The following is a 16,069-nucleotide window of genomic DNA, read 5'->3' on the forward strand; positions in this document are numbered from 1 at the left end:
AAGGGGAAGCCGCCACCGGAGCTACGGGGCTGTGCGGAACTGATCACGGCGCTGTTTGCGCGCCTCGCGCAATGCGGCACGTTGTTCGGGCTGTACGTAGACGAGGAAGACGGCCTCCTCGATGAGGGATGACACGTCACTCACTTCCTCGTGGGAAAAGGTCAATCCGTCGTGGAGGCTCCAGTTGCCGAGACTGCGCGCCTCGTCGAGATCCCGTACGACCTCCGCTGAGACGCCTCGGTTGACCAGGTCGGCAATCTTCGCCTTGAGGTTGTTTCCCGCCGCGCCCCGGTCCTTGCAGATCTCCTCAACTGCGGCGCGGTACATCGCGGCTGCGGCTCGGAGTGCCCCTGCTTCCTGGCAGCGCGTGCCCTCGCTGAAGAGATCGCGCACGGCATCGGGAGCAGCCTCGTGCAGGAGGTTTGCACTGCGGCGCGGATGCACCAGGACCACGAACCGGACCTTCGAATTCTTGCTGTCCAGCGCGGCGGAGAAGGTTTCGCTGTCAACGCCTTGGGGCAAATCCGGCCCCCAGTGCTGATGAACCACAGATGTCCTGTGGCACCGCTGGCACGAAAGAACGTGTTCAACCACCCGCCAGACATACGGTTTGGGAGGCGGCGTCACGGAAGCGACACCGCCTCCATTGAAGTCGCCGCCACTCCGCCCAGGACCGATCGGCTTGTCGATCAGCTCGGGCCAGATCTCCCGCCGACTCAGGTGGTCGAACGCCACATTCAGCTTGCAGTTCGGGCATTCACCTGCCGGAACTCTGCTGTCGAGGTCCTCAATGGATACGTGGCTGCGCGTGCTCATCCCTCAGGGATACACCTTTCATGCTCTAGGTACAGCTGAGTTTCCACGTCACAGCACACGACGAGCGCTAGTGGGTGCCAATCAGTTGATGGCGCGGATCATCACGGTGAGCACCGGCGAGGCCGGTGACGGCTGGCTCTGCCCGATGTCCTCGTACCCCCACGACTCGTAGAGCGCGTGGACCTTGCCGTCCCCGGCGGCCGGGTTGACCATGAGCGTGACGTATGGCTCGTCGCGTGTGGCGAGGAGGGCGTCGTGGATACGGCGGGCGGTGCCGGTCTTCCGCCAGCTCGGTCGGACACCGATCTCTTTCAGGGCCACGGCCGGTCGCTCGGTGTACTTGTCCGTCGGCGCCGGGCTGGTGCGCTGCCAGTACCGGTCGCCGTGCTCGATGGTGTTGCCGTAGGCGTAGCCGACCGGATGTCCGTCCGCGTATGCGAGGACGGCTGTGAACCCCGGCTCGGTGCTGTGCCGGTCCAGGCGCTCGCCGAACGCCGTGACCGCGTAGTTCGGTAGGTGGAGCAGCGGGGCGCGCACGTCGGCGTACGCGTCAAGGAGGTCGCCGCGGGCGGTGTCGAGCGTGGTGAACGTGCGCAGTTCGACGGCGGGTGCCTTGGTCATGCGGCCATCCTCCAGGTGGCGGCGTGCTCGGTCCAGGTCTGCACGCTGGAGCTGCCTGGCGCGGTGGCGCGGAGCGCGGCCCCGAACTCCTGCAGCATGCGCGTGACCCGGGCGTGCTGGGTAGCGGCCTCGGCAGGGACCTTCATCGCGGTGGCTGTGGCAGCGTCGGCGGCGCCCTGCGCGAGCTGGGCGTGTGCGAGCCGGGTGGTGGTGATGGCGAGAGACCGGATCATGTGGGGCCGGAGGACGGACAGGCAATGGTGGGCGTGGAACTCGGCGGTCGGGTAGTCGCCCAGCGCCAAGTGCCCCGACAGGGCCAACGAGTCCAGTTCGGCCTGGTCGTAGAAGGCCAGCAGCCACACCGGCCGGTAGTCGGCGGGGTCGGCGCGGAGCATGGCGTCCTGCGCCTGCTCGAACGCGCGGCGGGTGCCGGTGCGGTCTTGCGCCGCGCCGTGGATGGCCCCCTGGCGGGCCAGGCCGAGCGACGCGAACAGTGGGTCTCGTCGGGTGAGGTGCAGGTTACGGGCGACGTCGTTGGCGGCGAACGCGTCCGCCGGTCGGCCCATGTGCTGAGCTGGACCGAGAAATCGCGGAGAAAGCCGCTGCGCTGGTCCCCCGCAGCCGCCGTACCGGCGGCAAGTAGATCTCGGCCCCGTCCGTTCGGCGATCGCTGACCAACGACGCCGCTAAGCACGGGCGCCCTAGCTACGTCATTTGGCCCGCTGGGCAGCGGGCCAGGGCTGGCCCGGAGGACGCTTACCTGACGTCCTCCTTCTCAGGGGCCTCGCTCCCGAGTCGCTCTGCCCTCTCCTCCTCACCTCTCTCAACGGATCGGGGCCCCTTCTGGCGGGCGTCCGTCTCAGCGGACGGAGCGGCGGGCGGCCGACCCGTTCGCCACGCCGAGTACAGACCCCCCAGGGCGATGGTCACGGCGGCGAGGGACTCCGGCGACAGCCCCAGGGCCACCAGCGTGACCCCGGTTGCGAGCACCATGAAGAAGGCAACGAGGTCCAGGGCGGGGGAGCGGCGGAGCGGGGTGGGACGGCGCATGGGTAAGGAATCCTCTCGGTTGGGGCTGTGGTGATCAGCCTTCCTCCTAGAGACTTCACCCACTAGTTTTTCTCGGTTCTATCGGAGAAAATGCTCTTCTTGCCAAGAGAATCAGGAACAACATGACACCCCCACCCCTAGGCAGTGGACGGCCTGCTGAGCCGCCATCAACGGGTTCGGAAGCCGTAGACGCGCTAGTACTGCTCCTACTGGACATACGTTCACAGGCGAGGCTCTCCGTCGAGGACGTCCACGAACGACTCAAGACCGGCGGCCAGTTGAAGAGCCAGCTGCCGGCCCGGTCGACGCTCTACCGCAAGCTGAGCGGTGTCGGGTTGAAGAACGAACGCCGTCTGATCGAGGCTGTCATCAGGGTCTGTGTCCCCGATGAGCGGAGTGCCAACGCCCTCAGGGAACGGGCCGTCTCCCTACTGCATCAAGCCTGGTCGGAAGATGCCGAACCGGTACCTTCGCGGCCCGAGGTGGCGCCGGACGACGGCGGCTCGTTGGCCGAACTCGTCCGGGTTCAGCGCGAGTTGATCAATGTCCAGGCCCAACTCGCCGTCGCACTCCAAACCGCTACCGAGGCAGAAAAAGAATCCGCCCGGTCACGCACGCTAGTGACCACGCTGCTGATGCTGGGAGCCTTGGGGCGCACCACGGTCAGTGGCACATCGGCACATGTCCCTGAGAGCCCTTCGAGCGCTGGCTCCGAAGTCGAGCCGTCCGAGCTGCGGACCCACCTAGCGAGCGCTGAGGCCGAACGCGACGAGGCCCATCGAGCCGCACGCGCCGCACAACGCCGCCTAGCCGAGGCAGAGGACCTACTCGCGTCCCGTAGCACGGAAGCCGCAAGCCCCACGGACCTCCCGGGCCCTACCCCCGCCAGCCCTCTGGAGTGGCCGACGACTCGTACCGATCTCATCGACCAGGTCGCCCCGGCCGACTCCTCCCGCGGAACCGGGCGGGCAGCGGCGGACACCAATGCCTCACTTGTCGAGCGGAAAGCACAGCAGGGGGCAGTGTCCTTGTTGGAGGGGCCGGCACGTGGGCGTGTCCCGGCCGTGGAGCAGGACGCCGAACTAGCAGAGGTCTTTTCGGAAATGCTGCGCCTGGACCCGGACGGCAGTCGAATGGGGTCTGTCATTGACGGCGCGGGACGGCACCTGCTTGACCCCGCGCACACCGGCCGCTACCTCTGGTCCCAACTTACCAAGGCCGAGAAGACAGGCTTTGGCACCACGGTGCGCCAACGGATGCAACGTGAGTTGGGCCTAGCCGACGGACTACACCTGGACTTCATGCTCGCCGGACATGAGGTCGATGTGAAGTTCGCCCACGGCAACAACTGGATGTTCCCACCTGAGCTTCAAGGTGGCTTGTGCCTGGTCGTGCGCGCCGACGACGCCCGCGGCCTATGGAGCCTCGGCCTGCTACGGGTGAGGTCCAAACTGATGCGCACGGGCGCCAACCGCGACGGGAAGCGCGGGGTGAGTGCGGAAGGCCGGAAAGCGATCCTCTGGATTCACCACGACCTGCCGTTGCCTGAGCATGCCTTGCGCCGACTGCCTGTTGGCACGGTGGAAAGGATCTTCGCCAAATCCTCGGGGCAGGCTCGCACCGAGGAGCTGTTCATGCGGGCCCAACTCACTGCGATCACCACGGCAGATCTTTCTGCCGTCACCATGCAAGCTGATGGCGTAAAGCGAGCACGAGAGGCACGGCACAGGCTCGCCAGTCGAGGTGTGCTCATCCTGAATGGCACTCGCCCCCGCGACATCGAGTGGGCCTCCAGCCTTGGCCTACCCGTCCTTGCACCAAGCACATGGATGAGCGTTCGGCTCACCCCCGCATCACTCCAGCACAACGGCAGCCCCGCAATCGCCCTCGGCGGGGCCCTGTGGTGCGTGGCTGGTCCGAGCGACCCAGAGGTCCACCTACCCGCAGTCGCTCTCCCCGACCGGCCCCGTCCACCCCACTAGCGCGTGGGGGTGCCGAGGACCTTCCCGAGCGTGATGGCCACGTCGAAGTCCCGATCCCATGTGAGTGCGACGAGGTCGTCGAACTCCGCCTCAGGGCGGAGCAGATCGAGGACGTCGGCTTCGAATACTGAGCCCGGTTCTGCGAGGGCGAGCGCCTCGTCATGGAAGCAGCGGTACGTGTTGCGTGACCGGAACATGACCGAGTACCCACCGTCTACGAGCTCTCCCACGGAGACATCCCATTTCGCTTCAAGCGCCTGCAGTGTGCCGGCGACGCGGTCGGCGTTGAGCGGCTCGGTCAACAGATCCGCTCCCACCACTTCTCGGGCCGAATCCAACGGAAGCGTATTGTCCCAGAGCACCGAGAGGTGGCGCTCGAAGCCGATGTCCTCGCGAACTGCTTTGTCGAACTCCAGGTAGTCGGTGTCCAGACTCGTACGCATCCAGCGGGCGATCCAGAGGATCGGGGCGTCGATCAGATTCGCCTGCAACGAGCGATTGCCTTCACCGTAGACAGATTCACGGATGCTCGTCAGCAGCTCTTCGCAGTGGTAGTCCTTGCAGAACCGGAACAAGTGAGCCGACCGCCGTGGCAGACCGCCCCAGAGCGAAGACCGAGGGAGGGGGAAATCAGCCAGAATCGTCTCCAGCTCGCGTTGGAGTCCGGGCTTGGCGGCCGACACCACGCGAGCGTCGTCGTTCTCGTCCCACCGCCCGGCGCCCTCATAGTCGAACTTCGCCTTGCACGAGGCATAAACAACGGCTTGAGCACACGTATTGAACAGCTCCGTGCTCACCCGGTACGCAACCTCGCAGTGATAGTTGAGGTTGAATCGGTCGAGCTCTCCGTCGGCGACCCGCTCGAAGACATGCTTCGCCGACAGCACGTCTCTCGCGGCACGGCCGAGGATCCGCTCGACCTCGCCGGACGACCTGTCGGCGGACGCTTCGGTGGGGCGCAGATCATCGGAGATCTCCTCGATTGCCGAGTCCAGCCGCTCAAGGGTTACCCGAAGCATGCCGCGTACGGTGTCGATGCGGAGCCGCTGCGCCTCGTCTTGGAGCAGCATCTGTTCAATGATCAAGTCGAGGTCTGCCAGGAAGGGGTAGCGGTCGCGCACAAGCGCGTGTCGTCGCCCTCGGGCGTTCTGCTTCGTGAACATCTCGGTTATGACGAGGCCGAGCGCAAAGATGTCCGCCGGCTTGCCGATACCGAGGGCGTTGTTCCTCACCATCTGCTCGGGAGCGAGGTAGTTCCGGTTCACCAAGAGGTCCCCGCGATTCGTGAGCGAGGAGTCCTTGAAATGCGCGATGCCGAAGTCGGCCAGGACGAGCCGGCGCGCATCGGGGTCGACGAGGACATTCTCAGGTTTGATGTCGCGATGCACTATGCCGTCGCCGTGCACGTACGCGAGTGCATCGCAGAGCTGGCGCGCGTAGTCGAGAAGGACGTCAGCATCGGTTTCGTCGTTGATCACGTTTCGCAGCGTCATCGGGTAGAAGTCCATGACGTAGTAGAAGAAGTTCGCGTCCTCTGAGCGCGCGTGGATACACACGACGTTCGGGTGGCTCGATGTCTGTCCGTACTCGATCTCCTGCTTGAAACGCTTGTTGCGAGCGGAGTCCGCGTCGCGGTCCTTCTTAATCCGTTTGACTGCGAACACCTGACCGTCGGGCTTACGGCGGGCCTTCCACACCACGGCTGAGCCGCCCGCTCCCGGAGCTGAATCGCGCTCGTAAGTGACTCCGTCGATGATGAACGGTTCGTGCTTCGGCATGAACCCACCCTACTGACCTCCTCGGGGCGGTGACGTCGGCCAATTGCCCCCAGGAACAGAGCGTTCTCCGGCGGGGCGAGGTAGATGCCCGCCACGTCGCGGACCTTGGTCACGAACTGCGGGTCGGTCGACAGCTTCCAGGTCTCCACGATGTGCGGCTTGAGGCCGAACGCCCGCCAGATCCGCGAGACGGCCGACTGCGACATGCCCTCAGCCTCGGCCATCGAACGCGTCGACCAGTGCGAATCACCCGTCGGTGGCGCCTGGCCGAGCGTCCTGGCGACCAGGGCTTCGACCTGCTCGTAGGTGATCCCTTCGCGGTGGCCCCGAACGCGGTCGGTCCGCCAGGCTCTCCAGCCGGTTCACGGCGAACCGGGACCGCCACTTGCGTACCGTCTCTCGCGAGACGCCCAGATCGTCCGCGACCCGCGCGTTCGGCAGGCCCTCCGCGCACACCAGCACGATCTTCGACCGCAGCACCAGTGCTTGAGACGCCGACTGCTTGCGCAACCAGCCCTGCAGCACCCGGCCTTCGTGATCGGACAACTCCAGCGGCAACGGCTTCGGGCCAGGCATCACCCCACCCTATAACCGCAAGCAAACTAACGACTCAGGACACTAGCGACCAGGGGCGCCGAAGGCGTAAAGCAAGCGGGCAGCCATTTCCTCGGCCAGGTCACTGGTGCGGCTAGCAACCACGGCCGCCGTGACCGCTTCCTCAGGCTGGACACGGACGGGAGTATCCGTCATGCGCATCCCGCTAGACCGGTGGGGGTCCACCTCGCTGAGGCGCTCGGCGGTCACCAACATGGTGTTTTCGATGCCGGCCGCCAGTGCAAAGGCCGGAGCGGTCTGTCCATCGACAGCTTCCAGCAACTCCAGCAGAGCCGTGATCCGTTCGCGGGCATCATTCTCATCGAGTACGTACGTGATGCCTGGTTTGGGAAGCGAGTCCCAGGCACTTCTCTGCCCGGATCGAGTGATCGCCAGTCCGGCCGAGCGCCCCCGAGGATTGGCAACGGCGACCACCGTCATATCAGCGGTGTTGTGGACCTCGACCTGCTCGGCGTTCGTAAACAGCCCCTTCGAACGGCCGAGGTTCACCAGTTCCTCGGGCAGCTCTCGCATGCGGGACGCGGTGACTCTGCTTGTCACTGGAATAGGCACCAAGTGAATCTCCAGCAGGGAAGGACCATTGGTGTAGCCATTCGACGGCACGAGGTCCCTGTACCAAGCCACGCTGGCGGGCTGATCGAGAGGTTGCCAGATCAGTTCGTCGGTGTGCTGTCCGGAAGCAGGTGGCTTGGGGCGGGAGTCAGCGTTCGCAGGTTTGAACTGGGCGATCACTTCCGTCAGGAACAGAGCAGCGTGCGTCGCAGCGGTTTCCTGCATGCCGACACCATCGGTGCTCTGCTTGGTTCCATTCGCCAAATCGCTGATCCCGCGGACCAGAAGGAAGGGAACACCCGCCTTGGTGGCGGCGTTGGCGAAACCCGCGCCTTCCATCTCCACAGCTACGGCGTCGTTGAAGTTCCGGTCCAAGTGGACTCGGGACGGCGACTCGGCCGGAGCGTCCAGCACGAGGTCGCCCGCCGCGATGGGCTTGAAGTGCACCTTGGTCGTGGCTCGTTCCGCCTCCGACAGCGCTCCCCTCCAGTCATCCACGCTGTGGACGTACATGGCCACCTGCTGGAGCGGATGGGAAGTTTCCCAGCTGCGCGGACGTCCCTTGAACCCTTCCGTGCTCTCCTTGCCCCCGTGGTACGCGTACACCTCAAGAGCCACCACCACATCGCCTCGGGAGACGTCGGACTTGAGCGATCCCGCGATACCGACGAAGAAAACAGCCTGGGGACGTACGAAATTGATGGCCCGCTCGGTGATCACCGCCGCAGAGTCGTTCCCCGGCCCGGTGGCGGCCAGATAGACCGTCCAGGATGTACCCGGCAGCCGACCTCGCTCGAACACCGTTCCCGCGTGGTCGACTCTCTCCAGCCCCTCCAGCAGCCGCCGCATCGCAGTGCGCTCCAGGGGCAGCGCGGTCAGTACGACGAGTGTTTCCTCAGATGAGTCCATGACCGCCCCTTGCCCCCTACTGCCGTGTGCGTCTCGCGCTCATACCGTAGGACCAGTGAGCCTCGCAGAAGCGAGTGGTCATCGGCGTGTCGTCGGCCGCGCGCATCGCCGGCTAGCTGCCGCGCGGACGTTGCCTGGCTTGCGCCCCCGAACATCCGCTCACGCATCGCTCACGCAGAACCCCGAAAACGCCACAGCGCCCGACCCGACCGAAGCCGACCCGGGCGCTGCCCTGCAGGTCAGAAGGGGTTTCCCCTTCCCCGCATCCGTAGACCCTGTGGGACTCGAACCCACAACCAATGGATTAAAAGTCCACTGCTCTGCCAATTGAGCTAAGGGTCCGTGCGCCGGACCACGCCGGCGCACGCACCGACCCGTGTCGATGCAGGAACGAGCATAGCCCGACGTGGCCGGGACTCCGATCGGGTATCGGTGACCCGGCCACGTCGATGGAGCCCCGGTGAGGCCCCGATGGAGCCGCGGTGGAGCTTCGGTGGGGCCCCGATGGAGCATCGATTGAGCATCGATGGAGCACCCGTAGAGGAACGTAAGGCGCACAACGCTACGGATCGACCGGATCCGGGGCGCCCTTGCGGGCCGCCTCTCGGGCGTGGGTGCGTTCGTGGTCCGGGTTCAGGAACCAGTGGCGGGCCGAGGCGAACCACCAGGCCGCGGCGAAGCCGAGGACGGCCAGGACGGCGATGGGGGCGTAGTTGAAGGTCTCCCAGGTGACCGGGGAGACCTGGGGCAGCATGAAGAGGATCGTGATGACGGCGACCCATGCCACCGCCACCACACCGATCGGGCGGGACCAGCGGCCCAGGTGCCAGGGGCCGCGGTCGAAGGCCTCACCCTTGCGCAGGCGGAGCAGGGTCGGGATGACGTACGCGATGTAGAGGCCGATCACGGCGATGGACGTCACGGCCGCGTAGGCGGTCACGTTGATCAGGTAGGGCAGGCCGAGCACCAGCGCGCCCAGCGCCGCGAGCCACACCGCCGCGACGGGCGTGCGTGTGCGCGGGTTCACCGTGTGCCAGAGGTGCGAGTACGGCAGGGCCCCGTCACGCGAGAAGGCGTAGATCATGCGGGAGTTGGCGGTCACGGACGCCATGCCGCAGAACAGCTGGGCGCCGATCACCACCAGGAGCAACAGCTTGCCCGCCGTCGCGCCCAGCGCGTCCAGGAGGATCTGGGCCGGGGGGACCCCTGTCGGCGAGCCGAGGGCTCCCTCGTACGACTGGATCGCGAACGTGAAGCCCAGGAGCAGGACGAAGCCCGCTATCCATGATGTCCAGATCGATTGGACTATGCCCTTCGGGCCGGCCGTCGACGCGTCGCGCGTCTCCTCCGTCATGTGCGCGGAGGCGTCGTACCCGGTGAACGTGTACTGGGCCATCAGCAGGCCCAGCAGGACGACGTAGAAACTGCTGCCCCAGCCCGTGTTGTTCACGAACTCCGTGAACACGAAGGACGCCGACTGGTGCTGGTCCGGCGCGAACGTCAGCGCGCCCACGATGACCGCCACACCCACCACGTGCCACCACACGCTGACGCTGTTGAGGAGGCCGACTATGCGTACGCCGAAGGTGTTCAACAGGCCGTGCAGGACCAGGATTCCGGCGAAGAGCAGGATCGTACGGCCCGGTGTGACCTCGAAGTCGAACTGCAGGTTCAGATACGCGCCCAGGAACGAGGCCGCGCCGAAGTCGATGCCCGCCGTCACCGCGACCTGGCCCAGGACGTTGAACCAGCCCGTGAACCACGCCCAGGCCGCGGCCGTACGCGGCGGGGCGAGGCGGTGGGCCCAGAAGTACAGGCCCGCGGAGGTCGGGTACGCCGAACAGATCTCGGCCATCGCCAACCCGACGAAGAGCGTCATGAGGCCTACCGCCACCCAGCCCCAGGTGATCACGGCCGGCCCGCCGGTGTTCATGCCGAACAGGTAGAGCGTCAGACATCCGGAGAGCACCGAGATGATCGTGAAGGAGACCGCGTAGTTGGAGAACGCCGACATGCGGCGGGCGAGGACCTGCGTGTAGCCGAGCTGCGCGAGACGTTCCTCGTCCGACAGCCCACTTGCCTTGGCGTCATCTGTCATGCCCCCAGCAATTCCCCTGCCGGGGGTACGACATGCGCCAGGCGATTGGCCAAAAATTGACGTGCCGTACACGCACATCGTCGCCCGTGCCCAGGCACGCGAAGGGGCCCGGACGACCGAGGTCGTCCGGGCCCCTTCAGTTGTTCAGTAGTCGCCGCTCAGGCGATGTCAGCCGTTGCGCTTCCAGCGCGGCTTGTCGTCACGGCGTCCGAAGGACGGGCCCGAGCCGGAACCGGCGCCGCGGTGGTCGTCACGACGGGCGTAGGGGCGGTCGTGGCCACCGGAGCGGAAGCCACCGCCCGAGGGACGGTCGCCCTGCCGGTCGCGGTTGAACGGACGGTCGCTGCCCCTGTGACCGGCGGGACGGTCGTCGCGGCGGAAGCCACCACGGTCGCCGCGGTCGCCGCCGGCGGGACGGTCGTCACGACGGTCACGGTTGAAACCGCCCGAGGGGCGGTCGTCACGACGGAACCCACCACGGTCACCGCCACGGTCACCACCGCGGTCGTCACGACGGTCACGGTTGAAGCCACCCGACGGACGGTCGTCACGGCGGAAGCCGCCACGGTCGCCACCGGCGGGACGCTCGTCACGACGGTCACGGTTGAAGCCACCCGACGGACGGTCGTCGCGACGGAAGCCGCCACGGTCGCCACCGCGGTCATCGCGGCGGTCGTCCCGACGGAAACCGCCCGAGGGACGGTCGTCGCGGCGGAAGCCGCCACGGTCGCCGCCACGGTCACCACCGCGGTCACGGTTGAAGCCGCCCGACGGACGGTCGTCGCGACGGTCACGGCGCTCGAAGTTGCCGCGCTCGTCACGACGCTGACGCGGCTGCTCCTCGCGCGCGGCAGCGGCGGCTTCCTCGGCCACCGCCTGCTCGGCGACGGCCGCGGCGGCCGCCTCGACCACGGCAGCGGCCTCGGCGAGCGCGGCCTCCGGGTCCTCGCCACGCTCACGCGCGGCACGGGCGATCAGCCGGTCCGACTCCTCGCGCAGCTCGACGGCACGACGCTGCGCGCGCTCCAGCTGCTTGGTGAGGTCGGTGACCTCGCGCTCGGCCTGCTGCGCGGCGTTGCCCGCGGACTCGGCCTGGACCTCGGTCATCGACCGGGCACCGGTGATCTCCGCGACCTCCGGGTCGAAGCTCGTACCGCCCTGGATGATGTGGCGCGAGGCGTCGACGCCCGCATCCTCCATCAGCCGGAAGATCTGGCGGCGCTGGTGCGGCAGGGAGAGCGAGACGACCGTGCCGGAGCGGCCCGCGCGGGCCGTACGGCCGGAGCGGTGCAGGTAGTCCTTGTGGTCGCCGGCCGGGTCCACGTTCAGGACCAGGTCGATGCCGTCGACGTGGATACCGCGGGCGGCGACGTCGGTCGCGACGAGCGCGTTGACGTAACCCTTCTTGAAGTCCTCGAGGACGCGCGTACGGGCGCCCTGCGTCATACCGCCGTGCAGCGCGTCGGCCTTCACACCGGAGTCGCAGAGCTGCTCGGCGATACGGTCGGCGCCCAGCTGCGTACGGACGAAGATGATCGTGCGGCCCTTGCGGGAGGCGATCGCGGCGGTGACCGGCGCCTTGTCCTTGGGCTTCACGATGAGGATGTGGTGGGACATCGTCGTGACGTTGCCCTGGGCGCTGTCGACCTCGTGCGTGACCGGGTTGGTCAGGTAGCGCTTGACCAGCGTGGAGATCTCGTTCTCCATCGTGGCCGAGAACAGCATGCGCTGGCCGCCGCCCGGGATCTGGTCGAGCAGCTCGGTGACCTCGGGCAGGAAGCCCAGGTCGGACATCTGGTCGGCCTCGTCGAGGACGGCCACCTGGACGTTCTCCAGGGAGCAGGCGCCGCGGTTGATGATGTCGCGCAGCCGGCCCGGGGTGGCGACGAGGACGTCGACACCGCGCTCCAGGGCGTAGATCTGGTTGCCCATCGACGTACCGCCGCAGACGACCTTCATCTTCAGGCCGAGTACGTCGCCGTACGGCTGGAGGGCGTCCGCGACCTGCATCGCGAGCTCACGCGTCGGCGTGAGGATGATGGCGCGGGGCTTCTTCTTCTCGGTGTGGCCGCCGGAGAGCTGCGTCAGCAGCGGCAGGCCGAACGAGAGGGTCTTGCCGGAGCCGGTGCGGCCACGGCCGAGGATGTCCTTGCCGGCCAGGGCGTCCGGGATGGTCGCGGCCTGGATCGGGAAGGGGGCGGTCACGCCGTTCTGCGCGAGCTTGCGCACGACGCCCTCGGGCAGACCCAGGTCGCCGAAGGTGACCTCGGGAGTCTCGGGAGCCTCGGGGGCCGCAGGCGCGGCAGTCTCGTCGGCAGCGTCCCCGATGTTCTCGTTCTCGGGCACGACGACGTGATCAGTACTGGAAATGGACATGCGAATGCGAAACCTTCCGGAGTCTCGTACGGCACGCGCCCGTCAACTCCGTGATTTCGCAAACGACCGCCTCAATGCGGTCAGCCACGGCAAGGGAGAGTACGCGCCACACGGCGCGCTCTAACTGGCGCCGGGCAATGGGATCAAACGATCTACCACCATACGCACCCCCCACCCGGTAAGGCAAACCGGCTCCGAGAGGCTCTGGTCACACGGCCTCCGGATCCTGCCGCCGGGCCCGGACGCACCGCCTGTGACCAGGCCCGTTGCGACCAAACTCGTTGTGACCAGGCCCACTGCGACCGGGCCCGTTCAAGCCTCGACACCGGCCTGCGGTGCCGGTTCCCGCCGCTCCACGAGCTGCGGTTCGGGCTCCGGGTGCGCCGAGGACGACGGCTCGGCGGTGGTCGGGTCCGGTGACGGAGGCGGCGGCTCCTCCTTGGTGGGCGTCGGCTCGGGGGCGGGTCGCGTCGGCGTGGGCTGGGCCTTTGTCGGTGAAGGGGCCCCCGGCTTGGGCTTCTTCCCGTCTTTCCCATCCTTGCCCGACTTGGGCGGAGCGGCCGTCCCGCTCTCCCCCGCGGACGGCGACGCCGACCCGGACGCCGACTCGTGTGGCTTCACCGGACCGTGTTTTCCGTCACCCGCCCCGCGGTAGCCGGGGCCCCCGCCACTCACCGCGGACCCGCCGTCGGGCGCCTCACCGCCCCGCTGCCCGGCCGAGTGCGAGGGCTTCGCGTGGTCGCCCCCGTCGTCACCGACGCTCATGCAGCCGGCGGACGCGGCGACGGCCAGGGCGGCGGCGGCCAGACGGACGGGCACGTACTTGGCGCACACGGGCAGCCACCTCCGGGCGGTGTGAGGAGTCCCCCTGCCCAACTCCCGCCGCCCACAAGAAGACACGCGAACGCCGGAGAGACACGGGAGAACCGCCCGCGGACGCCGAGAGATATGTCACCCACCCCGAGTGACCCGCCCGGAGTCACCCGCCTCGTCACCCGCCTCCGAGGGCAAGCAGCCACGCGCATCCGAGGGCGCGCGGCCGCACGTGGCCACCCGAACGCATCGGCCTGCGCCCGTGCGTCGCCACCCCTACCCGAGGGCAGCAGTCGCGCATCCGTCACCCGTGCCCAAGGACCCCGCCCGCGTATCCGTCACCCGTACCCGAGGGCATGCAGCCGCGCGTCGTCGATGCCGAAGTGGTGGGCGATCTCGTGGACCACGGTCACCTCGGTCTCGGCCACCACCTCCTCCCGCGTCGCGCACATCCGCAGCGTGGGCCCCCGGTAGATCGTGATCCGGTCGGGCAGCACCCCGGCGTACCACTCGCCGCGATCGGTCAGCGGAGTCCCCTCGTAGAGCCCGAGCAGCTCGGGGTCGTCGGCGGGCGGCTCGTCCTCGACGAACACCGCCACGTTGTCCATCAGCCGCGTCAGCTCCGGCGGAATCCGGTCCAGCGCCTCGGCGACCTGTTCCTCGAACTCCTCGCGCGTCATCTCCAGCACAGGGCCATTGTCCGGCACCGAAGCGCGGACGCCATGGGACGCGGCGTACGAGAACACACCCCGGGGCACGCCCGAGAGCGGAAGCCGCGCCGCATATCCGCCCCCGCCTCTGGGCATACGGGACCAATGGCCCGCGTCCCCGCTGCCGCCACCGCTCTGCACCGTGTACGACGGGCTCCCCTCGCCCTCGTACGCCGCTACCGCGCACGCCGCACACACCCCGTCGCCCCCGCTGTCGAACTCGTCCCCCAACCGAACCCCTGGGCCCGCGCCCTGGGCCTCGTCACCGTGGTGCTGTTCGGCGCGTGGCTGGGCCTGCTGATCGTCGGGAACGTCCGGGCGCCGGTGGGCCCCATGGACACCACGATGACGCTGCGCCCCTCCCTCACGGGCGGCACGAAGATCAACGTCTCGCCGCTGGGCGCCCTGGAACTGCGCAGCCACACGGCACCGCTCCGCCTCGACGTGGACGTCGACCAGCTCGACCCCGTCCGCTCCCAGGCCCTCGTCGACCACCCCGAACGCCTCTCCGGCCTCCAGGACGAGGTGGCCCAGGACGTCGGCGACGGCACCCTCGACCTGGCCGTACGGTCCGTCGTCGCCGTCGTCTCCGGCGCGACCGCCCTCGGTCTCGCGGTCTACCGCCGCCCACGCCGGGCCCTGGCGGCGGGCGGCCTGGCCCTGACCCTGCTGGCGGCCTCGGGAGGGACGGCCTTCGCGACCTGGAACCCCAACTCGGTCCTGGAGCCGAAGTTCTCCGGCCTGCTCTCCTCCGCCCCCTCGGTGGTCGGCAACGCCCGCAGCATCGTCAGCGAATTCGACGTCTACCAGAAGGAGTTGGCCCGCCTGGTGACGAACGTGACGAAGTTGTACGACGTCACGTCCACGCTCCCCGCCTACGCGCCCGACCCCTCCACCATCCGCGTCCTGCACGTCTCCGACATCCATCTCAACCCGGCGAGCTGGAAGATCATCGCCTCGCTGGTGAAGCAGTACAAGATCGACGTGATCGTCGACTCCGGCGACACCATGGACCACGGCACGGCGGCGGAGAACGGCTTCCTGGACCCGGCGTCCGACCTCGGCGCCCCGTACGTCTGGGTGCGCGGCAACCACGACGGCCGGGTCACCCAGGACTATCTGGAGCGCATGAAGAACGTGCACGTCCTCGACGACGGCCGGGCCGTCTCGGTGGCGGGCCTGCGCTTCGCGGGCGTCGGGGACCCGCAGTTCACCCCCGACCGCACGGCCAAGCTGGGCGGCGACCGGTCGGAGGAGCTCGCGGGCGCCCGCCTCGCCTCCTCCCTGCGCGACCAGAAGGCGGCCGGCACCCCGGTCGACATCGCCGTCGCGCACAACCCGACGGCCGCGCGCCAGACGGACGGCGATGTGCCCCTGGTCCTGGCCGGCCACCTCCACCACCAGGAGATGGAGATCCTGAAGTACGGCACCCGGCTGCGCATCGAGGGCTCCACGGGCGGCGGCGGTCTGCGCGCGCTGGAGGGCGAGGACCCCGCACCGATCGAGACGTCGATCCTCTACCTCGACCGCGACACCCGCCGTCTCCAGGCCTGGGACGAGATCAAACTGGGCGGTCTCGGACTCACCACGGCCGAGGTCAGCCGCCACCTCCCCAAGGAGAACCAGCCGGGCGCCGTCACCACCCCGGCCACCCCGACCCCCTCCACCCCCACCCCGTAATCCGTTTCCGAACCCACCCCGTAAACCGTTTTGGCGATCCCTCCCGACATCCCATATGCTTCTCACGTC

The 16,069-nt window shown here is 68.0% G+C and carries 12 protein-coding genes, 1 tRNA gene and 1 pseudogene; 2 read left to right on the forward strand and 12 right to left on the reverse strand.

Annotation, left to right across the window (positions count from 1 at the left end; genetic code table 11):
* Positions 1 to 21: 21 nt before the first annotated feature.
* The 4 genes and pseudogenes from ACIBEI_RS25275 to ACIBEI_RS25290 form a co-directional block, all read right to left on the reverse strand.
* Positions 22 to 816 carry a DUF4145 domain-containing protein gene (locus ACIBEI_RS25275; RefSeq protein ID WP_398892511.1) on the reverse strand — a complete coding sequence of 265 codons (795 nt, stop codon included), beginning with the start codon at positions 814 to 816 and terminating at the stop codon, positions 22 to 24.
* Between the two features lie 81 nt (positions 817 to 897).
* Positions 898 to 1,437 carry a GNAT family N-acetyltransferase gene (locus ACIBEI_RS25280; protein WP_398892513.1) on the reverse strand — a complete coding sequence of 180 codons (540 nt, stop codon included), beginning with the start codon at positions 1,435 to 1,437 and terminating at the stop codon, positions 898 to 900.
* Positions 1,434 to 2,006 (reverse strand): annotated as a pseudogene (locus tag ACIBEI_RS25285) (XRE family transcriptional regulator); the annotation flags it as partial. The gene ACIBEI_RS25280 and the pseudogene ACIBEI_RS25285, both read right to left, overlap by 4 nt.
* Positions 2,007 to 2,193: 187 nt before the next feature.
* A complete protein-coding gene (locus ACIBEI_RS25290; protein ID WP_398892515.1) occupies positions 2,194 to 2,487 on the reverse strand; it encodes a hypothetical protein in 294 nt (97 codons plus the stop codon).
* A gap of 1,103 nt (positions 2,488 to 3,590) precedes the next feature.
* On the opposite strand from ACIBEI_RS25290, the gene ACIBEI_RS25295 reads away from it, so the two are divergent.
* A complete protein-coding gene (locus tag ACIBEI_RS25295; RefSeq protein ID WP_398892695.1) occupies positions 3,591 to 4,469 on the forward strand; it encodes a NaeI family type II restriction endonuclease in 879 nt (292 codons plus the stop codon).
* Here the strand turns inward: ACIBEI_RS25295 and ACIBEI_RS25300 are convergent.
* The 8 genes from ACIBEI_RS25300 to ACIBEI_RS25335 form a co-directional block, all read right to left on the reverse strand.
* Positions 4,466 to 6,247 carry a serine/threonine-protein kinase gene (locus ACIBEI_RS25300; protein ID WP_398892517.1) on the reverse strand — a complete coding sequence of 594 codons (1,782 nt, stop codon included), beginning with the start codon at positions 6,245 to 6,247 and terminating at the stop codon, positions 4,466 to 4,468. The genes ACIBEI_RS25295 and ACIBEI_RS25300 overlap by 4 nt on opposite strands.
* Before the next feature lie 246 nt (positions 6,248 to 6,493).
* Positions 6,494 to 6,823, reverse strand: a complete 330-nt coding sequence (locus ACIBEI_RS25305; protein WP_398892519.1) for a helix-turn-helix domain-containing protein — start codon at positions 6,821 to 6,823, stop codon at positions 6,494 to 6,496.
* A 42-nt stretch (positions 6,824 to 6,865) separates the two neighbouring features.
* A complete protein-coding gene (locus ACIBEI_RS25310; RefSeq protein WP_398892521.1) occupies positions 6,866 to 8,323 on the reverse strand; it encodes a hypothetical protein in 1,458 nt (485 codons plus the stop codon).
* A 269-nt stretch (positions 8,324 to 8,592) separates the two neighbouring features.
* Positions 8,593 to 8,665 (reverse strand) — tRNA-Lys (locus ACIBEI_RS25315).
* Positions 8,666 to 8,885: 220 nt separating this feature from the next.
* Entirely contained in the window at positions 8,886 to 10,421 is a 1,536-nt protein-coding gene (locus tag ACIBEI_RS25320) for an amino acid permease (RefSeq protein ID WP_398892523.1), read from the reverse strand.
* A gap of 168 nt (positions 10,422 to 10,589) precedes the next feature.
* Positions 10,590 to 12,797: a DEAD/DEAH box helicase gene (locus ACIBEI_RS25325; protein WP_398892525.1), complete on the reverse strand. Its 2,208-nt coding sequence runs from the start codon at positions 12,795 to 12,797 to the stop codon at positions 10,590 to 10,592.
* 312 nt (positions 12,798 to 13,109) lie between these two features.
* On the reverse strand, positions 13,110 to 13,562 hold the full coding sequence (locus ACIBEI_RS25330; RefSeq protein WP_398892696.1) for a hypothetical protein: 453 nt from the start codon (positions 13,560 to 13,562) through the stop codon (positions 13,110 to 13,112).
* Between the two features lie 386 nt (positions 13,563 to 13,948).
* The gene (locus ACIBEI_RS25335; protein WP_055613650.1) at positions 13,949 to 14,299 is read right to left on the reverse strand and encodes a metallopeptidase family protein; all 351 of its coding nucleotides are present in this window, start codon (positions 14,297 to 14,299) and stop codon (positions 13,949 to 13,951) included.
* Between the two features lie 126 nt (positions 14,300 to 14,425).
* Here ACIBEI_RS25335 and ACIBEI_RS25340 point away from each other — a divergent pair, with 126 nt between their 5' ends.
* On the forward strand, positions 14,426 to 16,000 hold the full coding sequence (locus tag ACIBEI_RS25340; RefSeq protein ID WP_398892527.1) for a metallophosphoesterase: 1,575 nt from the start codon (positions 14,426 to 14,428) through the stop codon (positions 15,998 to 16,000).
* Positions 16,001 to 16,069 lie beyond the last annotated feature (69 nt).

This window comes from Streptomyces sp. NPDC050988, assembly GCF_044456225.1.
GTDB lineage: Bacteria > Actinomycetota > Actinomycetes > Streptomycetales > Streptomycetaceae > Streptomyces.